This is a genomic window from Corallococcus sp. EGB (assembly GCF_019968905.1).
Classification (GTDB): domain Bacteria; phylum Myxococcota; class Myxococcia; order Myxococcales; family Myxococcaceae; genus Corallococcus.
Genome location: NZ_CP079946.1, coordinates 4,405,314 through 4,425,200, shown reverse-complemented (window position 1 = coordinate 4,425,200; position 19,887 = coordinate 4,405,314). Strand labels below are relative to the sequence as shown.

General features: G+C 71.8%; 10 protein-coding genes and 1 tRNA gene. 10 read left to right on the top strand and 1 reads right to left on the bottom strand.

Going from position 1 to position 19,887, the window contains the following annotated elements:
* Positions 1-422 precede the first annotated feature (422 nt).
* The 4 genes from KYK13_RS18540 (at position 423) to KYK13_RS18525 (ending at position 3,279) form a co-directional block, all read left to right on the top strand.
* Entirely contained in the window at positions 423-1,223 is an 801-nt protein-coding gene (locus KYK13_RS18540; protein ID WP_223646031.1) for a VOC family protein, read from the top strand.
* A 16-nt stretch (positions 1,224-1,239) separates the two neighbouring features.
* Complete coding sequence (locus KYK13_RS18535; RefSeq protein WP_223646030.1) at positions 1,240-1,728, top strand: VOC family protein; 489 nt, start codon at positions 1,240-1,242, stop codon at positions 1,726-1,728.
* A gap of 49 nt (positions 1,729-1,777) precedes the next feature.
* Positions 1,778-1,851, top strand: a tRNA-Gly gene (locus tag KYK13_RS18530).
* 108 nt (positions 1,852-1,959) lie between these two features.
* The gene (locus tag KYK13_RS18525; RefSeq protein WP_223646029.1) at positions 1,960-3,279 is read left to right on the top strand and encodes an SDR family NAD(P)-dependent oxidoreductase; all 1,320 of its coding nucleotides are present in this window, start codon (positions 1,960-1,962) and stop codon (positions 3,277-3,279) included.
* Between the two features lie 39 nt (positions 3,280-3,318).
* On the opposite strand, the gene KYK13_RS18520 is transcribed toward KYK13_RS18525, so the two are convergent.
* The gene (locus tag KYK13_RS18520; RefSeq protein ID WP_223646028.1) at positions 3,319-4,158 is read right to left on the bottom strand and encodes a class I SAM-dependent methyltransferase; all 840 of its coding nucleotides are present in this window, start codon (positions 4,156-4,158) and stop codon (positions 3,319-3,321) included.
* A gap of 125 nt (positions 4,159-4,283) precedes the next feature.
* On the opposite strand from KYK13_RS18520, the gene KYK13_RS18515 reads away from it, so the two are divergent.
* The 6 genes from KYK13_RS18515 to KYK13_RS18480 all read left to right on the top strand — a co-directional run bounded on the left by KYK13_RS18515 (position 4,284) and on the right by KYK13_RS18480 (position 19,765).
* On the top strand, positions 4,284-4,730 hold the full coding sequence (locus tag KYK13_RS18515) for a response regulator transcription factor (RefSeq protein ID WP_223646027.1): 447 nt from the start codon (positions 4,284-4,286) through the stop codon (positions 4,728-4,730).
* Between the two features lie 170 nt (positions 4,731-4,900).
* Positions 4,901-5,308 carry a response regulator gene (locus tag KYK13_RS18510; RefSeq protein WP_223646026.1) on the top strand — a complete coding sequence of 136 codons (408 nt, stop codon included), beginning with the start codon at positions 4,901-4,903 and terminating at the stop codon, positions 5,306-5,308.
* Positions 5,309-5,867: 559 nt separating this feature from the next.
* Positions 5,868-15,188 (top strand): Ig-like domain-containing protein, encoded by a 9,321-nt coding sequence (locus KYK13_RS18505; protein WP_304504116.1) that lies wholly within the window; start codon positions 5,868-5,870, stop codon positions 15,186-15,188.
* The gene (locus KYK13_RS18490) at positions 15,185-16,363 is read left to right on the top strand and encodes a FecR domain-containing protein (RefSeq protein WP_223646025.1); all 1,179 of its coding nucleotides are present in this window, start codon (positions 15,185-15,187) and stop codon (positions 16,361-16,363) included. Before KYK13_RS18505 ends, KYK13_RS18490 begins: the two co-directional genes overlap by 4 nt.
* Positions 16,364-16,370: 7 nt before the next feature.
* The gene (locus tag KYK13_RS18485; RefSeq protein ID WP_223646023.1) at positions 16,371-17,837 is read left to right on the top strand and encodes a CHASE2 domain-containing protein; all 1,467 of its coding nucleotides are present in this window, start codon (positions 16,371-16,373) and stop codon (positions 17,835-17,837) included.
* Positions 17,838-17,965: 128 nt separating this feature from the next.
* On the top strand, positions 17,966-19,765 hold the full coding sequence (locus KYK13_RS18480; protein ID WP_223646021.1) for a diguanylate cyclase domain-containing protein: 1,800 nt from the start codon (positions 17,966-17,968) through the stop codon (positions 19,763-19,765).
* Positions 19,766-19,887 lie beyond the last annotated feature (122 nt).

Here is a 19,887-nt window from a genome sequence, read left to right as displayed (position 1 = left end):
CCTCCGGTGTTGGCTTGGAGTTCTGCAATTCATGGACCTCCAGAAATAGGAATGGATTTGAGGAGATTCGGAGGGTTCCAGGCGCTTGCGGAAATCCCTGACACGTCAAGCCTGGGGTTTGACAAGTCAAGCACAAGGCCTGACATGTCAGGACTGGCGGGCCGGCCCTTGCGTCACGCAAGCCGGACTCAACCGCTCCCACGGCCGCCTGCGCCGAGCCACGCGGCGCCCGAATGATGGCGAGTCGGCTGTGTCCATGCCCGTGCGGCCGAGTGTCATTGACGTCCATGGATGCGCGATGGACCTTCCGGACAGGAGGCCGCGCCGCTCCCGTGCTCCAGGAAGCCGAGGGCCGTCACGCATGGCCATCAGAGGCGCCCCCTCTATACTCTCCAACCGCTGATCACGAAGGGAGTGACACCATGAGCACCGGTAGCTTCATCTGGTACGAGCTGATGACCCACGACCCCGACGCCGCCGCGAAGTTCTATGGCGCTGTCGTGGGGTGGAAACTCTCCGCTCCTTCCGCGCCCATGCCGAACGGAGTGGACTACCGGATCCTCACGCGCGGCGATGGCGGCTCCGCCGGCGGCGTCCTCCGCCTCTCCCAGGACATGCTTCAGCATGGCGCGCAGCCTTGCTGGCTTGGCTACCTGCATGTCGCGGATGTCGATGCGGCCATCCAGGCCATGGTGGCCGATGGTGCCAGGGTGCTGATGCCGGGCATGGGTCTCCCCGTCGGGAGGATCGCGATGGTCGCCGACCCGATGGGCACGCCCTTCTACGTGATGGCGCCGATTCCCCCGCCCGGCAAACCCGGGGCGAAGAGCGATGTCTTCGACGTGAAGGCGTCACAGCGCGTTCGCTGGAACGAACTGGCCAGCCCGGATCTCGCGCGAGCCAAGGCGTTCTACGCGAAGCACTTCCACTTCCAGTTCAATGACGTGATGCCCATGGGCCCGATGGGCGACTACTGCTTCATCGACCATGACGGCGTCCGGCTCGGCGGCATCATGCAGAAGCCCGCCTCAAGCCCTGGCCCCACCGGCACCTGGCAGTTCTACTTCGGCGTCTCCTCGGTCGCGGAAGCGCAGCGCGCCATCACCGCCAACGGCGGTAGGATACTGCAAGGGCCGCACGAGGTGCCCGGCGGCGACTGGATTGTCGTCGCGACGGACCCCGCGGGCGCCGTGTTTGGTGTCGTCGGTCCCAAGGGTGAATGAAACAAGGAGCGCAACCATGACGAACCGCGTGAACAAGGCCGTCCTCTGCCTCTGGTACGAACGCAACGCCGAAGAAGCGGCGGCCTTCTACGCCCGCACCTTCCCTGACAGCTCCGTCGGTGCCAAACATCACGCACCAGGGGACTACCCGGACGGCAAGAAGGGCGACGTCCTCACGGTGGAGTTCACCGTGCTGGGCTTTCCGTGCATCGGACTCAATGGCGGCCCCGCCTTCAAGCACAGCGAAGCCTTCTCGTTCCAGGTCAGCACGAAGGACCAGGAAGAGACGGACCGCTATTGGAATGCCATTGTCGGCAACGGCGGTCAGGAAAGTCAGTGCGGGTGGTGCAAGGACAAATGGGGGCTCTCGTGGCAGATCACGCCCGCCGCCCTGACGGATGGAATGAGCGATCCGGATCCGGCCGCACGTAAGCGGGTGTTCGACGCGATGATGAAGATGAAGAAGATCGACATCGCGGCGATCAACGCGGCCCGCAAGGGGTGAGGCCGCTGGTGGCGAGTCCTCGCTCACTGCATACTGGTGGAGCCCGGGTGGGTGCCGTAGCGCAGCGGTGACGCGCCGCCTGGCCAAGGCGGAGGACGCCGATTCGAATCCGGCCGGTGTCCACCCGGGCACCTGCTTCATCTCCCCCTTCCAGCTACGCTGACGGAGCCGATGAAAACGCTCCCGTCTGACTGCACCGCCGTCACTTCCGATGAGGAGGTCGCCCGCTGCGTGGCGCTGCTGCACTCCGTGAAGCACTGGCCGGAGGACCACCCGGCCCGCCTGGCCATCGAAGCCGCCGCCATCCAGGTCCAGCGCGGGACCAAGAAGAAGCAGCGCCGACAGCGGGCGGAGACGCGCAAGCGCGCCGACCGCGCCACGCTCGAAGCCCTCCACACCGCCCAGACGGAGACGCTTGGAGTTCGGACCGTGACCTCTGCTTCGCCTGCGTCCGGACTGCTACGCGCGGGGCGTTGCTATGTCTGCAAGGAGCCCTACACCCGGCTCCACGCGCGCTATCCGCTCCTGTGCCCGTCCTGCGCCCACCTCAACGAGGAGAAGCGCGAGCAGCGGACGGACCTGTCTGGCCGTTCGGCGCTCATCACCGGAGGGAGGACCAAGGTGGGCTTCCAGCTCGCCCTGAAGCTGCTGCGGGACGGCGCGCGGGTGTGCGTCACCTCCCGCTTCCCCCGGGATGCCGCGCGGCGCTTCGCCGCGGAAGCAGACTTCGAGGCCTGGTCCCATCGGCTCGCGGTGTTCGGCCTGGACCTGCGCTACCTGCCCGGCGTGAAGGCGTTCACGGAACACCTGCTCGCCACCGAGCCGTTCCTGGACATCCTCGTCAACAACGCCGCGCAGACCGTGCGGCCGACGCCAGAGCAACTGGAGTCCCTGCACGCCCAGGAACAGGCCGCGCGGCTCCCGCCTCATGCCATCGCATTGCTGGGGGACACGTCGTTCCCTGCGCCGCGCAGCGGGCTGGAGCAACTTTCATCCGGAAGCGCGGAGCTGGCGCCGCTGGCCTCCTTCCTCGCGGAGCGCACGGATGGAAGCCTGGAGGATGGCGAGGGCGACAACAGCTGGGTGCTCCGGCTACATGAAGTTCCAGTGGTGGAGTTGCTGGAGGCGCAGCTGATCAACGCGGTCTCCCCCTTCCTCCTCAACGCGCGACTGAAGCCGCTCCTGCTCCGCTCGCCGCACGCGGACCGGTACATCGTCAACGTCTCCGCCGTGGAGGGGCAGTTCGCACGGGCGAACAAGACGGTCTTCCACCCACACACCAACATGGCGAAGGCGGCGCTCAACATGATGACCCGCACGTCCGCGGAGGACTACGCGCGGGACGGCATCTACATGAACAGCGTGGACACCGGCTGGCTCACGAACGAGAACCCGCGCGAGAAGCGGCTGCGGATGTCCCAACTGGGTTTCGTCACGCCCCTGGACGTCGTGGACGGCGCGGCCCGCGTCTACGACCCCATCGTCCAGGGCACGCAAGGCCGACCGGTGCACGGCCTCTTCCTCAAGGACTACCGAAGCGCCCCGTGGTAGCCGCCCCGCCGTTGAGGTGTCTTGATACCGCAATGGCAATCACGGCGAGGCGATTGCCAAGGTGATCCGGGTCACACCGCCCAGCGTGACCTTTCCTCCCGAGCGGGCCTTCTCCAGTTCGGCGACGAGCTCCGCCTCCCACGCCCGGTGCTGAGGCTCCGGTAGCTCGCCCACGAGTTTCATCACGGGCCCGCCCAGCTCGCGGATCCACGTCAGGAGGTCGCTCGCATCATGGGCCTCCACGACGGGGACTTCCTGTTCCTCCGCAGCCTGTACAGAGAAACCGCTGCGCTTGAGGGCGGCATCGAGACGGGCCGGGTCCGCATGACGAAACACCCCGGGTTCATCAGCGACTGGCAGTGCGGGGAGTTCGCGATAGCGGCCGAGGATCCTGCGGGCGAGCGAGGCCCAGGGAACTCGCGCCGGCTCCGCCCACGAGGCGATGACGAGCGCGCCCCCGGGCATCAGGGCGTGGTGGATGGACGCGAGGGCCCGCTCAGGCTCGCGCATGTACATCAAGCCCCAGCGCACAGTGGCCACGTCGAACGTCCCCGCGCCGACCGCCAGCGACTCCGCGTCGGCCACCTGGAACGCGATGTTCTCCAGCCCCTCCCGCCGCGCCCGCTCGCGGGCAATCTCCAGCACGCCCTCCACCAGGTCCACCCCGAGCACCCGCCCCGCTGGCCCCACGCGGTGTGCCGCGGGCACGGAAGGCTCACCCCGGCCACAGGCGACATCCAGCATGCGCATCCCCCTGGAGACGCCGGCCAGGTCAAGCATCCGCTCGGTCAGGGGCCGAGAGAGCCGCGCCTCCATCGCGTCGTGGTGACGCCAGAACTCGACCATCCGTGTCTGCTTTTCGCGCGAGGAGCCGCTCATGTACGTATTCCCCCTGATTCGATTCCAGATTCCGGAGCACGGTCCAGGAAATGGAAACCGGCCTCCCCCGGGCCCTCCCCTCTCCGCCCAATCTCTTGCAATGACTGGGATTGGAGGATGACGCCTTGCGTGGCACAACCGCTGCACTGTTGTTGTGCATGCACGGTAAAATCCTCCTCCTCGATTCCAAGCCCCCGGTTCGTGGGGCGACGGCGCGTCACCTGACGGCCGCGGGCTTCACCGTCCTCACCGCGCGTACGGATGGGCAGGCGCGCAGCCTGCTCGACACCCACCTGTTCGACGCGGTCCTCATCGACCATCCCTTCGGCCGGCCCGGCATGGAGGAAGGCCTGCGCTTCGCGCGCGACGTCCGCCTGCAGGACTCGCACCTCCCCATCCTGCTGATGACGGCGTTGCCCCTGGACGAGGTGCGGCACTCCGCGTGGGCGAGCGGTATCACCAAGCTGCTGCCCAAGCCGCAGCTGATGCCGGTGCTCATCCTCCACCTGTCCGCGCTCATCCCCGCGGCGGCCAACGAGAATCAGCCCCAGCCCATCCCTCTTGTTCGCTAGAACTTGTTCGCTAGAAAACCGGACAACCTTTCATCCCCGGTTTCCGTCCAGATTCCGGAAAATGGATCCGCAACCTGGACAAACGTGCGCGGCGGAACCCGGTCCGCCAGGCCAAGCGGCTGTAAAGACTTCACCCGTCGAATCCGGGATCCCTGGCCCCGCCCTTGCTCATGTCATCCAGTGTGCCCCGGAACCTGCTGATCATCGATGACGAAACGGTCTTGTGCTGGGTCCTGGGCAGGTTCTTCTCCAGTGCCGGATACGCGGTCGATTCAGCGACGGATCTCGACGAGGCGCTGGAGCGGGTGAAGCACGGCCGGTACGACCTGGTCATCAGCGACCTGCGACTGAGCGGCACGCAGTCCGAGGAAGGGCTGATCATCGCGGAGCGGCTGCGCGAAGCCTCTCCGCAAACACGCATGGTGCTGCTGACGGCGTTCGCGACCCCGGACCTGGGGGTGCGAGCGCGAGCCCTGGGCGTGGACCTGGTGCTGAGCAAGCCCCAGCCGCTGCCGGACCTGGCGGAGCACGTGGCGCAACTGCTGGGAGTTCCGCGTCAGGCAAACGCGCGGTCGTAGTCCGGCCGGAGGTCCGTGGTGGTCGCCCAGGCTGGCACCGGCCACGTCCTCTTCAAGGGCGTCGCGACCCCCATGAGTCCTCCCCCATGACGTCCGCAACGGCGGCGCTGGGGTTCCCGACGGGCTCCAGCCGCGGCGCGGCTCCACTCCGCGTCCGGGTGCTCCCATCCCTCTCCGCACCCAGGAGCGCCTCGCCCCTTCGCTCCGCTCCAGGGTGACGCACTGAGACTTGGATGAGGGCGGATCCGGTTTCCGGAAAATGGATCCGTAACCTGGACAACTCACTGCGTGCGAGCACGTTCATTTTTCCAACCACCCGGAAGAATTCGGCGTCGTCTGGCCAACAGGGCTGGCCCTGGCCTTGCTTTTGCGCCGGTCCGTGCCCCCGCGCCATTTGACCTCGGTTGATGCGCCCCCACGCCTGAAGGCCTCCGCTTCGGCGTTTTCCCAGCACGAGCTCCAGCCCGCGACAGGGCCGGCTCGCACGGCGCGAGCGGGCGGCGACGCCCCTGCGTTCCCCCTCGGCCGGCGCTCGCCGCGGCAGTTCCGACGGACTCCCATGGACTCCCCCCCCAACAACGTCCCCCTCGCTTCCGGGCGGGTCTCCGCCCCCCTCGCGCGTGCGTGGGTGCTGTCGTGCCTGGTGCTCCTGGCACTCCTTCCCCAGCTGGCCGCCGCCGCGCCCGCGCTGCGCTACCAGGTGGATCAGCGGGGCGACTTCGTGCTGTTCGGCAACACGCTGTCGCAGGAGTGCCGCAGCGGAACGCCCGCGCCGCTGGTGGGCACGGTGGGCGCCTGCGGCACCAACATCACCGACCAGGCGTCGGACGTGCACTGGAACACCGACGGCCTCACGGCGTACGCGGACACGTCGGTGGCGCCGGCGGATTCGAAGAGCCAGGCGATGCTGGTGCTGCCCGCGGGGGCGGTGGTGACGTACGCGCGGCTGTACTGGGGCGCGGTGCGCTCGGTGCAGAGCCGCACGGGGCCCATGACGCCGGGCACGACGGTGACGCTGTCGCGGGTGGGCACGGGTGCCTTCTCCACGAGCGTCACCGCGGACTCCAGCAAGGGCTACACGTCCGGCAACAACTACGCCTACCAGTCCACGGCGGACGTGACGGCGCTGGTGCAGCAGCGCGGCACGGGCGCGTACCTGCTCGCCGGCGCGGACGCGCTGGACTTCCGCAACGTCAACGACACCTTCCCCTACTCCGGCTGGGCGATGGTCGTCTTCTACCGGCTGGCCAGCGAGCCGCTGCGCAACCTCACGCTCTTCGACGGCCTGGATGCGGTGAGCAGCGGCGTGAGCGCGACGGCCACCCTGTCCGGCTTCCTGGTGCCGTCCTCCGGCTACTCGGCGAAGCTGGGAGTCATCGCGTACGAGGGTGAGAACTCGATCACGGGCGACGCGCTGAACTTCAACGGCGCGGCCCTGTCGGACGCGCAGAACCCGGCGACCAACTTCTTCAACGGCACGCGCAGCCGGCTGGGCGTGGCGCAGAGCAACGACGGGGATCTGCCCCGCTTCGCCGGCACGCCGGGCACCACCGAGGGTCTGGACATGGACGTGGTGGACATCACCTCGCGCGTCTCCGCGGGTCAGACGTCCGCGACGGTGTCCGCCACCTCCACGGGGGACCAGTACCTGCTGGGCGCGTTCATCACGTCCATCTCCACGCAGAAGCCGGACTTCATCCAGACGGTGAAGAGCGTGGCGGCGGTGTCGCCGCGCCCGGACGGCAGCCTGCGCGGCGGCGACGTGCTGGAGTACACGGTGCAGACGACGAACTCGGGCGATGACTCCGGCATCCTCACCGTGCTCACGGACACGCTGCCCACGAACGTCACCTACGTCCCGGGCTCGCTGCGGGTGGCGGCGGGCGCCAACACCGGCGCGATGACGGACGCGACGGGTGATGACCAGGGTGAATACGACGCGGCGAACCGCCGGCTCACGGTGCGCCTGGGAGCGGGCGCCACCGCCACGCAGGGCGGCGTCATCAACATCGGAGAGAGCTCGACCGTCGTCTTCCGGGTGACCATCAACGCGGGGGCAACGGGAAGCATCGACAACCAGGCCGTCGTGCGCAGCACCGGCCAGCAGGGGGCACCGGAGACGTCCTTCCCGTCCTCGCCGCCGGTGGGCACCGGCCCCACGACGATCCCCGTGGGTGCTCCGTCCGCGCCGACGGTGACGGCGCCCGCTGCGGGCTCTACGCTGGCGACCGCCAAGCCCACCTTCAGCGGCACCGCGGAGGCGGGCAGCACCGTCACCGTGCGCGAGGGAACCACGGTGCTCTGCACCGCGACGGTGAACGCGGCCGGAAACTGGAGCTGCACCTCCACCGTGTCGCTCGCTGACGGCGCGCACACGGTGAGCGCGCAGGCGATGGACACCAGCGGCAACGTCAGCCCCACCACGTCCGTGGGGTTCAACGTGGACACGACGCCGCCGGTGGCGCCGGTCATCTCCACGCCCGCGCAGAACGCGCAGCTCAACACGACGACGCCGACGTTCACGGGCACGGCGGAGGCGGGCAGCACCGTCACCGTGCGCGAGGGTGCCACGGTGCTCTGCACCACCACGGCCAACGCCGTGACGGGCGCATGGAGCTGCGTGTCCAGCGTGACGCTGACGTCCGGCTCGCACACCGTGACGGCGACGGCCCAGGACGCAGCGGGCAATACGGGCCCGGCCTCCGCGGGACGGACGTTCGTGGTGGACGTGACGCCCCCGGCGGCGCCGGTCATCACGGCGCCCGCGAGCGGTGCAGCGGTGAATACGACGACGCCCACGTTCAGCGGCTTCGCGGAAGCCGGCAGCACCGTCACCGTGGTGGTGGGCGGCGTCACGGTCTGCACCGCGACGGCCAACGCCTCTGGCGCCTGGTCCTGCGTGTCGACCACGACGCTGCCCCAGGGCACCGTGACGGCGAGCAGCACCGCCACCGACGCGGCGGGCAACACCAGCACGCCCAGCACGACCTCCTTCACCGTGGACACGGTGCCCCCGCCCGCGCCGGTCATCACGGCGCCCACGGCCAACAGCACCGTGACGACGAAGACGCCGACGCTGTCCGGTACGGCGGAGGCGAACAGCACCGTGACCGTGCGTGAAGGCACCACGGTCCTGTGCACCACCACGGCCAATGCCTCCGGCGCCTGGTCCTGCACCTCCGCGTCGCTGGCGGAGGGCGCGCACACCATCACCGCGACCGCGCGCGACGCGGCGGGCAACACGGGCCCGGCCAGCACCGCCGTGCCCTTTACGGTGGACTCCATCCCTCCGCCGGCTCCGGTCATCACGGCTCCGACGGCCAACCAGGCGGTGGCCACGCAGACGCCGGCCCTCAGCGGCACGGCGGAGGCCAACAGCACGGTGACCGTCCGCGAGGGCGCCACGGTGCTCTGCACCACGACAGCCAACGCGTCCGGTGCGTGGTCGTGTACCTCCGCGTCGCTTGCGCAGGGCGCGCACACCGTCACCGCCACCGCGACGGACGCCGCGGGCAATGTCAGCCCCGCGAGCACCGCCGTGCCGTTCACGGTGGACACCGTGCCGCCGGCCGCTCCGGTCATCGCGTCGCCCACGCCGAACCAGCGCGTCGGGACCCCGACGCCGGTCCTCTCCGGCACGGCCGAAGCCAACAGCACCGTGACCGTGCGAGAGGGCACCACCGTGCTCTGCACCGCGACGGCCAACGCGTCCGGTGCCTGGTCCTGCACGTCGAGCTCGCTCGCGGAAGGCAGCCACACCATCACCGCCACGGCGCGCGACGCCGCGGGCAACACGGGCCCGGCCAGCACCGCCGTGCCCTTCACGGTGGACACCGTGCCTCCGGCTGCCCCGGCCGTCACCGCGCCCACGGCCAACCAGTTGATCGCCACGAAGACGCCGACGCTGTCCGGCACGGCTGAAGCCAACAGCACCGTGACGGTGCGCGAGGGCACCACCGTGCTCTGCACCACGACGGCCAACGCCTCCGGCGCGTGGTCGTGCATCTCCTCCACGCTCGCGGAAGGCCCGCACACCATCACCGCGACCGCGACGGACGCCGCGGGCAACACGAGCCCGCCCAGCACGGCCGTTCCCTTCACCGTGGACTCCATCGCTCCGGTGGCGCCGGTCATCGCATCGCCCACGGCCAATCAGACCGTGGCGACCCAGACGCCGGTCCTCTCCGGTACGGCGGAGGCCAACAGCACCGTGACCGTGCGCGAAGGCACGACGGTCCTCTGCACCACCACGGCCAATGCGTCGGGCGCGTGGTCCTGCACTTCGCCGCAGCTGCCGGAGGGCCCGCACTCCATCTCGGCCACGGCGCGTGACGCCGCGGGCAACACCGGTCCGGCGAGCACCGTCGTTCCCTTCACGGTGGACACCATCGCTCCCGTGGCGCCGGTCATCGCGTCGCCCACGCCGAACCAGTTGATCGCCACGAAGACTCCGACGCTGTCCGGTACGGCGGAGGCGAACAGCACCGTGACCGTGCGCGAAGGCACGACGGTCCTCTGCACCACCACCGCGAACAGCACCGGCGCCTGGTCCTGCACGTCCTCCACCCTCACGGACGGTTCGCACACCATCACCGCCACGGCGCGCGACGCCGCTGGCAACACGAGCCCGCCCAGCACCGCCGTGCCCTTCACCGTGGACACCGCGCCCCCGGCGATCCCCGTCGTCTCGGCGCCCACGCCCGGTCAGCAGGTCGCCACGGCGACGCCCGTCATCACGGGTACCGCGGAGGCGGGCAGCACCGTCACCGTGCGCGAAGGCACCACCGTGCTGTGCGTTGCGACGGCCGACGCCAGCGGCGCGTGGTCCTGCACGGCCTCCGCCCTCACGGACGGCACGCACACCCTCTCCGTCACGGCCACCGACGCGGCGGGCAACACCAGCCCCCCGCGCACCGTGTCCTTCACCGTCGACACCTCCGCGCCCGCCGCGCCGGTCATCGCCTCGCCCGCGAACGGCTCGGTGCTGAACGCGGCCCCCGGCACCTACAGCGGCACGGCCGAGCCCAACAGCCGCGTCACGCTCACCCTGGACGGCACGACGCTGGGCGTCGTCATCACCAACGGCTCCGGTCAGTGGAGCTTCTCGCCCGGCCCCGCGCTCGCGAACGGCGGCCACACCCTCACGGCCGTCGCCCAGGACGCCGCGGGCAACACCAGCCCCGTCACCACCTCCAGCTTCACCGTGGACACCGCCGCTCCGGACGCGCCGGAGTTCAACGCGCCCGCCCCGAACGCCATCGTCACCACCCCGCGTCCGACCATCGCCGGCACCGCCGAGCCCGGCTCGCAGGTGACGCTCGTCATCGGCGGCGTCACCTACGGTCCGCTGACCGTGGACGGCAACGGCGGCTGGAGCTTCACGCCGCCCGCCGACCTGCCCCAGGGCCCCATCACCGTCAGCGCCACCGCGACGGACGCCGCAGGCAACGTCAGCGCCGCGTCCCAGCTGACGTTCACCGTGGACACGGTGGCGCCCGACACCGTCATCACCTCGCATCCGCCGGTCGCGAGCAACAGCCCGTCCGCCACGTTCACCTTCGTTGGCACGGACGCGGACGTCACCGGCTTCGCTTGCAGCCTGGACGCGACCAGCGTGCCGTGCGCGTCGCCGTACACCGCGACGGGCCTGCAGAGCGGCTCGCACACGTTCACCGTCGCCGCCATCGACGCGGCCGGCAACGTGGACCCCACGCCCGCCACCTTCACGTGGACCGTGGACCTCACGCCCCCGGACGCCCCCATCGTCCTCCAGCCCACGAGCGGCGAGCTGGTCACCACCGCCTCACCCGTCATCACCGGTACGGCCGAGCCGGGCAGCACCGTGTACCTGGTGCTCGACAACGGCGCGCCGCTGGGCCCGATCCTCGTCAACGCGCAGGGTGAGTGGAGCTACCCCGTGCAGGCCACGCTCGCGGACGGTCCGCACACGCTGACCGCCACCGCCACGGACGCGGCGGGCAACGTCAGTGAGCCCGCGTCGCTCTCCTTCACCATCGACACCGAAGCGCCGGACACCACCATCGAGTCCGGTCCCGCCCAGCCCTCGAACAGCGCCAGCGCCACGTTCGAGTTCAGCTCCACCGGCGGCGGCATCCGCTACGAGTGCAGCCTGGACGACGCGCCCTACGTCCTCTGCGACAGCCCCTTCACCGTCGACTCGCTCACCGAGGGCGAGCACACCCTCTCGGTGCGCGCCGTGGACGCGGCGGGCAACGCCGACCCGACGCCGGCCGAGTACACGTGGACGGTGGACCTGAGCCTCCCCGAGGCTCCGGCCATCACCTCGCCCGCGAACGGCGCCCTCTTCAACACGGGCGCGGTGTCCTACGCCGGCACGGCCGAGCCGGGCGCCACCGTGCGCGTGTCCGTGGATGGCGTCTTCGTGGGCACGGCCGTGGCGGACTCCGACACCGGCGCGTGGACCTTCACCCCGGGCCCGGTGCTGCCCCATGGCTCGCACACCGTCTCCGCGGTCGCGGTGGACGCGGCCGGCAACACCAGCCCGCCCACGAGCGTCACCTTCAGCGTGGACCTCGTGGCGCCGGACACGTCCCTCACCGCGTCCGTGCCCGCCATCACCTCGAGCCGCGAGGCCTCCTTCGAGCTCACCTCGAACGAGTCCAACGTGACCTTCGAGTGCCGCCTCGACGCGGGGGCCTTCGTCCCCTGCACCAGCCCGCAGACGTACGCGGACCTGGCGGACGGCACGCACACCGTCCAGGTGCGCGCGGTGGACGCGGCCGGCAACGTGGACCCCACGCCCGCCACCTTCACGTGGACCGTGGACACCACGCCCCCGGACACGTTCATCCGCTCCGGTCCGGTCGCGAACGACGCGCCCAACCCGGCCAGCTTCGACCTGGACTCCAACGAGACGGGCGTCACCTACGCGTGCAGCCTGGATGACGCTCCCTTCACGCCCTGCTCGGATCCGGCCCTCTTCACCGTGACGCCGGGCGCCCACACCCTCGCCGTGCGCGCCACGGACGCGGCGGGCAACGTGGACCCCACCCCCGCCACCTGGTCCTGGTCCGCGACCGATGACGCCGACAACGACGGCCTCACCGACGCGGAAGAGGCCCTCGCCGGCACCGACCCGCACAACCCCGACACCGACGGCGATGGCCTGTCCGACGGCGTGGAGGTCCACTCCGGCCGCACCGACCCGCTGGATGACGACACCGACGACGACGGCATCCTCGACGGCAACGAGGACGCCAACCACGACGGCATCACCCAGGACACGGAGACCGACCCGACCCTCGCCGACTCCGATCGCGACGGCCTGACGGATGGTCTGGAGCTGGGCCTCACCCAGCCCCAGGGCACCGGCACCGACCCGGCCGTCTTCGTCGCCGACGCCGACCCCACCACCACCACCGACCCGCTCAAGGCCGACACCGACAACGGCGGCGTCTGGGACGGCATCGAGGACAAGAACCACAACGGCAAGGTGGACCCGGGTGAGACCAACCCGCTCAACGCCGCCGACGACGTGGACGCGGACGGCGACGGCGTGGACAACGCCACCGAGTTGGAGCTGGGCCTCGACCCCTTCAACCCGGACAGCGACGGCGACGGCCTGCCCGACGGCATCGACGGCCTGGTCGACACCGATGGCGACGGCCTCATCGACGCGCTCGACACCGACAGCGACAACGACGGCCTGCTCGATGGAGAGGAGGACGTGAACCACGACGGCATCACCCAGCCCACCGAGACCGACCGCCGCAACCCCGACACCGACGGCGACGGCCTGAAGGACGGCATCGAAGTGCACGGGCAGAACCCCACCAACCCGCTGGCCCGCGACACGGACGGCGACGGACTGTCGGATGGCGAGGAGGACACCAACGGCAACGGCATCCGCGACGCCACCGAGTCCGACCCGAACAAGGCGGACACCGACGGCGGCGGCGTCCCCGACGGCGTCGAGGTGAAGGGCGGCACCAACCCGCTCGACCCCGACGACGACTTCGTGGTGATGGGCCGGGGCTGCTCGACGGGCGGCGCCGGGGGGCTGCTCCCGCTGGCGCTGGGCCTGCTGTCGGTGCCATTCCTCGGCCGTCGCCGCCGGGCCTTCGCCCGGGGCACGGTCCGGGGGCTGGCGGCGACGGTGGCGGCGGGGCTGTCGCTGGGCGCCGCGTCGCGCGCGGAGGCCCAGGCGACGGTGTCGCAAGCCATCGACGTGCAGCAGTACAAGCCGGGGCCGGGCGCGTATGACGTGCTCGGGGTGAACAGCGCCCGCGTCGCGCCGCACCTGACGTGGAACGTGGGCGCGTCACTCAACTACGCGCACCAGCCGCTCAACTTCTACGACCCGCGCGAAGACACGTTCGTCTACCGCATCGTGAAACAGCAGGTGTCCCTGGACCTGATGGGCGCGGTGTCCCTCTTCGACCGGCTGGAGGTGGGCCTGGTGCTGCCGCTGACGGTCACCGGCTCGCAGCCCTCGGGCGCCGTGGCGGAGCAGTTCGCGGAGGGCGTGGGCAAGGCGGGCCTGGGCGACCTGCGCGTGGTGCCCAAGCTGGCGCTGCTGTCCAAGGGCGCGCTGAACCTCGCGGTGCTCGCGCCCTTCACCCTGCCCACCGGCGGCGCGGACCACTTCCTGGGCGCGGACGGCCTCACCTTCCAGCCGCGCGTGGCCGGTGAGTGGGCCACCTCGTCGCTGCGGCTGCTGGCCAACGTGGGCGTGAACCTCCGCAAGGAGCAGGACCTGCGCAACCTGCACGTGGGCAACGAGCTCGCGTTCGGCGTGGGCGCGGAGGTGCCCCTCACGCAAGCGCTGTCCGCGCAGGCGACGCTCTCGGGCGCGGTGGGCCTCAAGGAGTCCAACGCGGAGGAGTTCCCCCTGGAGGTGCTGGGCGCGCTGAAGTACCGCTTCGCGAAGGGCTTCGCCGCGCACGTGGGCGCCGGTCCGGGCCTCACGCACGGCTACGGCACGCCCGCCTTCCGCGTGCTCGCGGGGCTGACCTACACGCCGGGCGGAACGCCGGCCCCGGTGTCCGCCGCGCCGCGCACGCCCGCCTGCACGCTGGGGCCCGAGGACTTCGACGGCTTCCAGGACGACGACAACTGCCTGGATCCGGACGACGACAACGACGGCATCCCCGACGTCAACGACCTCTGCCCCACCGAGCCGGAGACGGTGAACGGCTACCGCGACAACGACGGCTGCCCGGACACGGTGCCGGACACGCAGCCGGCCACCCCCGGCGCCCCGGCTCCCGCCCCGCTCGCCCTGATGCCCGCCCCCGCGGACTCGGACGGCGACGGCATTCCGGACAACGAGGACCGCTGCCCCACCGCGCCGGAGGACAAGGACGGCTTCGAGGACGAGGACGGCTGCCCGGACCCGGACAACGACCGGGACGGCATCCCCGACACGGTGGACAAGTGCCCGCTGGAGGCGGAGGTCATCAACGGCGTGAAGGACGACGACGGGTGCCCGGACAAGGGCGCTTCGAAGGTGCGCCTGGAGGGCTCGCGCATCGTCATCCTCGACAAGGTGTACTTCGCCACCAACAAGGCCGTCATCCTGGCCCGGTCGTTCCCGCTGCTGTCGCAGGTGGCCGCCGTCCTGCGCGCCCACCCGGAGCTGGAGCGGGTGCGCGTGGAGGGCCACACCGACAGCCAGGGCGATGACACGAAGAACCTGAACCTGTCGCAGCGGCGCGCGAACACCGTGCGCGAATGGCTGGTGAAGAACGGCATCGCGGCGGAGCGCCTGGAGGCGGTGGGCTATGGTGAGACGAAGCCGGTGACCACCAACGCCACGGCGAAGGGCCGCGAGAGCAACCGCCGCGTGGAGTTCAACGTGCTGAAGACCGCCAACCCGGCGGAAGGAGTGTCGCCGTGAGGAAGGCTGGCGCCCCCTGGATGCTGTCGCTGCTGGTGGCGGCCCTCCCCGTCGCGGGGTTCGCGACGGAGGCGGATGCCCCCTGCGGCGGGCTGTCGTTCGACAATGGGCGGCTCACGATGGGCCGTCCCCTGGAGCCGAAGGGGCCCCGGACGGAGGCCTGCCTGCGCGAGGTGGCGGAGGCCGTGAAGGCGCGCCCCGCCATCCGCGGCCTCACCGTGGCCGCGAAGGTGCCGGACGCGGAGCGGCTGGATGGCCAGGGCCTGGCGGTGGCGAAGGCCGCGGCGGAGGTGCTGGTGAACGCCGGCGTCCCCCGCACGCGCGTGTCCTTCGTCGCGCCCCCGGCCGACCCCAACGCCCCTGCCCAGCTGCAGCTCGCCTACGTGGAGCGGCCCTCGCAGGCCGCGGTGGCGCGGCTGCGCACGGCCAGCGGACTGGTGATGGCGAGCACCGGCGAGGGGCTGCCCACGCCGCGCCTCGCGGGAGAATCGCTGTACGCGGGCGAGCTGGTGGCGACGGACGACACCGGCCGGGCGGAGCTGGCGCTGGCGGACGGCAGCAGCCTCTTCCTGTCCCCCCGGAGCGCCGTGCGCCTGGGCACGCTGGAGCTCACCGCCGAGCGCCAGCGCCGGGTGCTGCTGGAGCTGGTGAAGGGCACGGTGGAGACGCAGGCGGCGCCGGGCGGCGCGGGCTCCACCTTCGAGGTGCGCACGCGCGGCGCGGTGGCGGGCGTGCGCGGCACGCGCTTCCGCGTGTCCCAGCAGGAGGACGGCACCAGCCGCGTGGAGACGCTGGAGGGAAAGGTGGCGCTGGGCGCGGAGCAGGGCTCCGTGGACGTGGACGCGGGCTTCGGTTCGCGGGTCCGTCCGTCCCAGCCGCCGGAGGCGCCCCGCGCGCTCCTGGCGGCCCCGGCGCTGGAGCGGCCCCGCGGCGGCGCGTATCCGAAGGCGCCTTCGCTCGTGTGGAAGGCCGTGGAGGGCGCGAAGGGGTACCGGGTGGAGCTGGGGACGACGGCGGACTTCGTGGGCGACGTGAAGGTCCAGGAGTCGGCCCACCCCACGGTGGACGCGGCGGCGCCCGGCCCGGGCAAGTGGTTCTGGCGGGTGCTGGCGGTCGACGCCGATGGCTTCATGGGCTTCCCCTCGAAGATCTTCAGCTTCGACGTCGCCGGATGAGGTGACCGTGGCCGCTCGGGGTCCCAGGTCCTCGTGGCGCTCCTCCACCGCCCTGCCGCGGTGGCTGGGCGCGGGCGTGGGGCTGCTGCTCGCGGTGGGCACGGCGGTGACGGGCGGCGCGCCGGGCCTGGGCGAGCGGAGCCTGTACGACTTCGCGGTGAGCCGCCTCCTGCCCCCGCTGCCGGCCTCGGCGGACCTGGTGCTGGTGGAGGTGGATGACCGCGCGCTCGCGACGCTGGGCGAGCGCTGGCCGCTGTCGCGCGCCACCTGGGCGAAGGCCTTCCAGGTGCTGGCGCACTACCGTCCCAACGCGGTGGTGGTGGACGTCCTCTTCGACGCGCCGGAGTCCCGCGGCGCGCTGGACCTGGGCGAGGACGTGCTGGAGCGCCTGCGCACGTCCGGGCTCGCGGAGACGCCCGCGGGCGCCTCGCTGGCCCGGGACCTGGAGGCGCGGCTGTACGCGCAGGACGGCGACGCGCGGTTCACGGAGGCCCTGTCCGCGGTGGGCACCGCCATCCTGGGCAACATGGCGCTGGAGGACGAGCCCGGCGGCCTGCCCGTGCTGGGAGATCCGCTGACGCCCGTGCCCATGACCGCGAACCGGCTGCGGCTGGGCGCCCGGGGCCTGTCCACGAACCTGGGCCCGCTGCGGCTGGCGGCCTGGGGCAGCGGGACGCTGAACGTGCTGCTGGACCCGGACGGAGTCATCCGGCGCTACCCCTACGCGGTGCGGGTGGACGGGAAGGCGTGGCCGTCGCTGGCGCTGGCGACGGCGCTGCGCCTGTGGCCGGAGCGCTCGGAGGCGCTGTTGCGCGTGGCGGCCATTGACGACGGCGCGCCCCTGATGCGGCTGCCCGCGCCGGACTGGCTGCCCCGCCTGAGCCTGGCGGACGTGCTGGCCGCGGGGCCGTCCTCCGTGGGGCTGGACCTGGCGCTGCGGGAGAAGACGGTGTTCGTGGGCGTCACCGCCACGGGGCTTCACGGCCAGAGCACCCTGCCCGGCCAGTTGGCGGTGCCCGGCGTGGAGATCCACGCCTTCGCCATGGACAACCTGCGCAGCGGCCGCGTGCTGCGGGCCTTGGGCCCCGCGGAGCTCGTGGGCCTGGTGGAGACGGCGCTGGTGCTGGCCCTGCTGCTGTGGCGCCGGGGCCGCGCGAGGACGCTGGCCGCGGTGGTGGGCCTGGCCGCGGGGGTGCTCGTCGCGCACACGGCGTTCGTCTTCTGGCTCCTGGTGGAGCCGGGCTGGGTCGTGCCGCTGCTCCCCGCCGGGGTGGGCGTGGTGCTGGTGACGCTGGCGGAGGCCGTGGCGCGCACCGGAGACCTCCAGCGGCAGAGCGGTGCCCTCAAGCGCCTGTTCGGCCGGTTCCCCCGGGAGCTCCCCACCCCGCCACCTGGAGCGCAGGAGGCCAGGGCGGGCCCGGTCGACGCGGAGACTGGAACAGCCCGCGGGCTTTCAGGTGAGCCCCGGCCCTGATCGGGCCCGGCACGTCCCGTGGGAATCCCCCAGGGCCTCGCACCGCCGACCCATGGACAGGCGACCGTGACTGGACGTAGGGCCAGGGTACGCGAGCGCGCTGGGCGTGGCACCATGTGCGGGACGCCATGCCTCGCTACGCCCTCATCGCCGAACCGGATCGCCACCGTGCCGCGGGCCTCCTCTCCCTCGTGCAGCAGGAGGGGTTGGAAGGCGTGGTCGCTCGGGATGGAGCGGAGGCCCAGGAGACGGTGCGCCTGCGCGGCGCGCCCGCGCTGCTGGTGACGGACCTCGCGCTGCCCCGGGTGGACGGGTTCGCGCTGCTGGCCTGGCTGCGGGGGCGCTCGGACGCGGGCGGCACGGCGGTGATGGTGGTGACGGCGTTCGACGAGCTGCGCGTGCGCGCGTGGCAGCTCAAGGACTCGCTGGGCATCCACGCGCTGCTCAGCCGGCGCGCGGGGCCGGAGGCGATGCGCGACGGGGTGCGGCGCGCGCTCGCGGGGCAGCTCGCGGGCCACGGCCAGCTGGAGCTCAACGCGGAGGACGAGAAGCGCCGACTCACGCGCATCGAGGAGATGCAGCTGGTGGACCCGGGCCTGCCCGACGCCGGATTGCAGGAGCTGGTGACGGAGGTGGCGCAGGCCTTTGGCGTGCCCGTGGCGCTGCTCACGCTGGTGCTGGGAGACCGGCAGTGGTTCAAGGCGCACGTGGGGCTTCCCTCCACGCTCGCGAGGGACCGCGGCACGCCTCGCGACTGGGCCTTCTGCCACCACGTGGTGCAGGGCCGCGAGGCCATGGTGGTGCCGGACGCCACGCGCCACCCGGTGTTCCGGGCCAACCCGCTGGTGCGCGAGGGCATCATCGGCAGCTACGCGGGCGCGCCGCTCATCACCTCCACGGGGGAGGTGCTCGGCTCGCTGTGCGTCATCGACACGCGCCCGCTGATGCTGGGCCCGGAGGACCTGGCGGCGCTGCGCGAGCTGGCGGGCCGCGTGGCGGAGAACCTGGAGCACACCTCGCTGGTGACACGGCCGCGACCCGCCGCGCCGCGTCCCCAGGGCGCGCCGGAGCCGGTGCTCAACGAGGCGGCGGCGCTGGCGCTCGTGCGCGAGGCGGTGAGCGCCCTGGAGGTGCCGGTGCTGGTGGTGGCGCCGGGCCGCAAGCCCTTCGCCGCCAACGCGGCGCTGGCGGAGCTCCTGGGGCTGCCCGAGGACCGGCTGGCGGGCATGCCCTTCGATTCGCTGTGCCAACACGTCGCGAACCTGACCGCGGACCCGGGCGGCACCCTGCGGCAGCTGGACCTGGCGGCGGAGGGTTCCCGAGGCCTGCACCTGACGCTGTCCCTGGAGCGCCCCCGGCCGCGCGTGGTGCGCTGGGTGGCGCGGCCCTTCCTGGTGCCCGGGGGCAGCGCGCAGCTGTTGTCGCTGGTGGACCTGGGCATCGGCGCGGACCTGAAGGCCCAGCGCGAGCGGCTGTTGCGCCAGGACGCGCTCACGGGCCTGGACAGCCGGCGCGTGGGCGAGGAGCGGCTGGCCAGGGAGATCGCCCGCTGCCGCCGGGATGGGGTACCCGTCAGCCTGCTGCTGGTGGTCCTTGCGGACCTGGCCACCCTCAACCGCACCAGGGGCTTCGACGCGGGCGACGCGGCGCTGCGGGAGCTGTCCCGGCGCGCGGAGGGGCTCTGCCCTCCACCGGGCTTCGTGGTGCGCTGGACGGGGGACACCTTCCTGATCGCCCTGCCCGGTGCGGACGCGGTGGGGGCGGAGGCCATGCGACAGGCGCTCATGGATGCCCCCGGTCCGCCCGCCTGCGTGGCCATCGCCGTGACGGTGCGAGGCGAGGAGGACCCCCACGGCACCCTGGACCGGGCGCACGCCGCGCTGGCCCGGGCGAAGCCGGAGCGCAAGCCCGCCTCCGAGCAGGGCTGACGCAGGCCCCTGGGGCCCGCAGGGCGACAAGCCAGGCTGATGGGTGGGATGGCCCCCGGCTGACAGGCCGTCGGCCGTGCGCGGCGTCAATGCCGTGAAAACCCTGGAGGCCCTGGCTATCG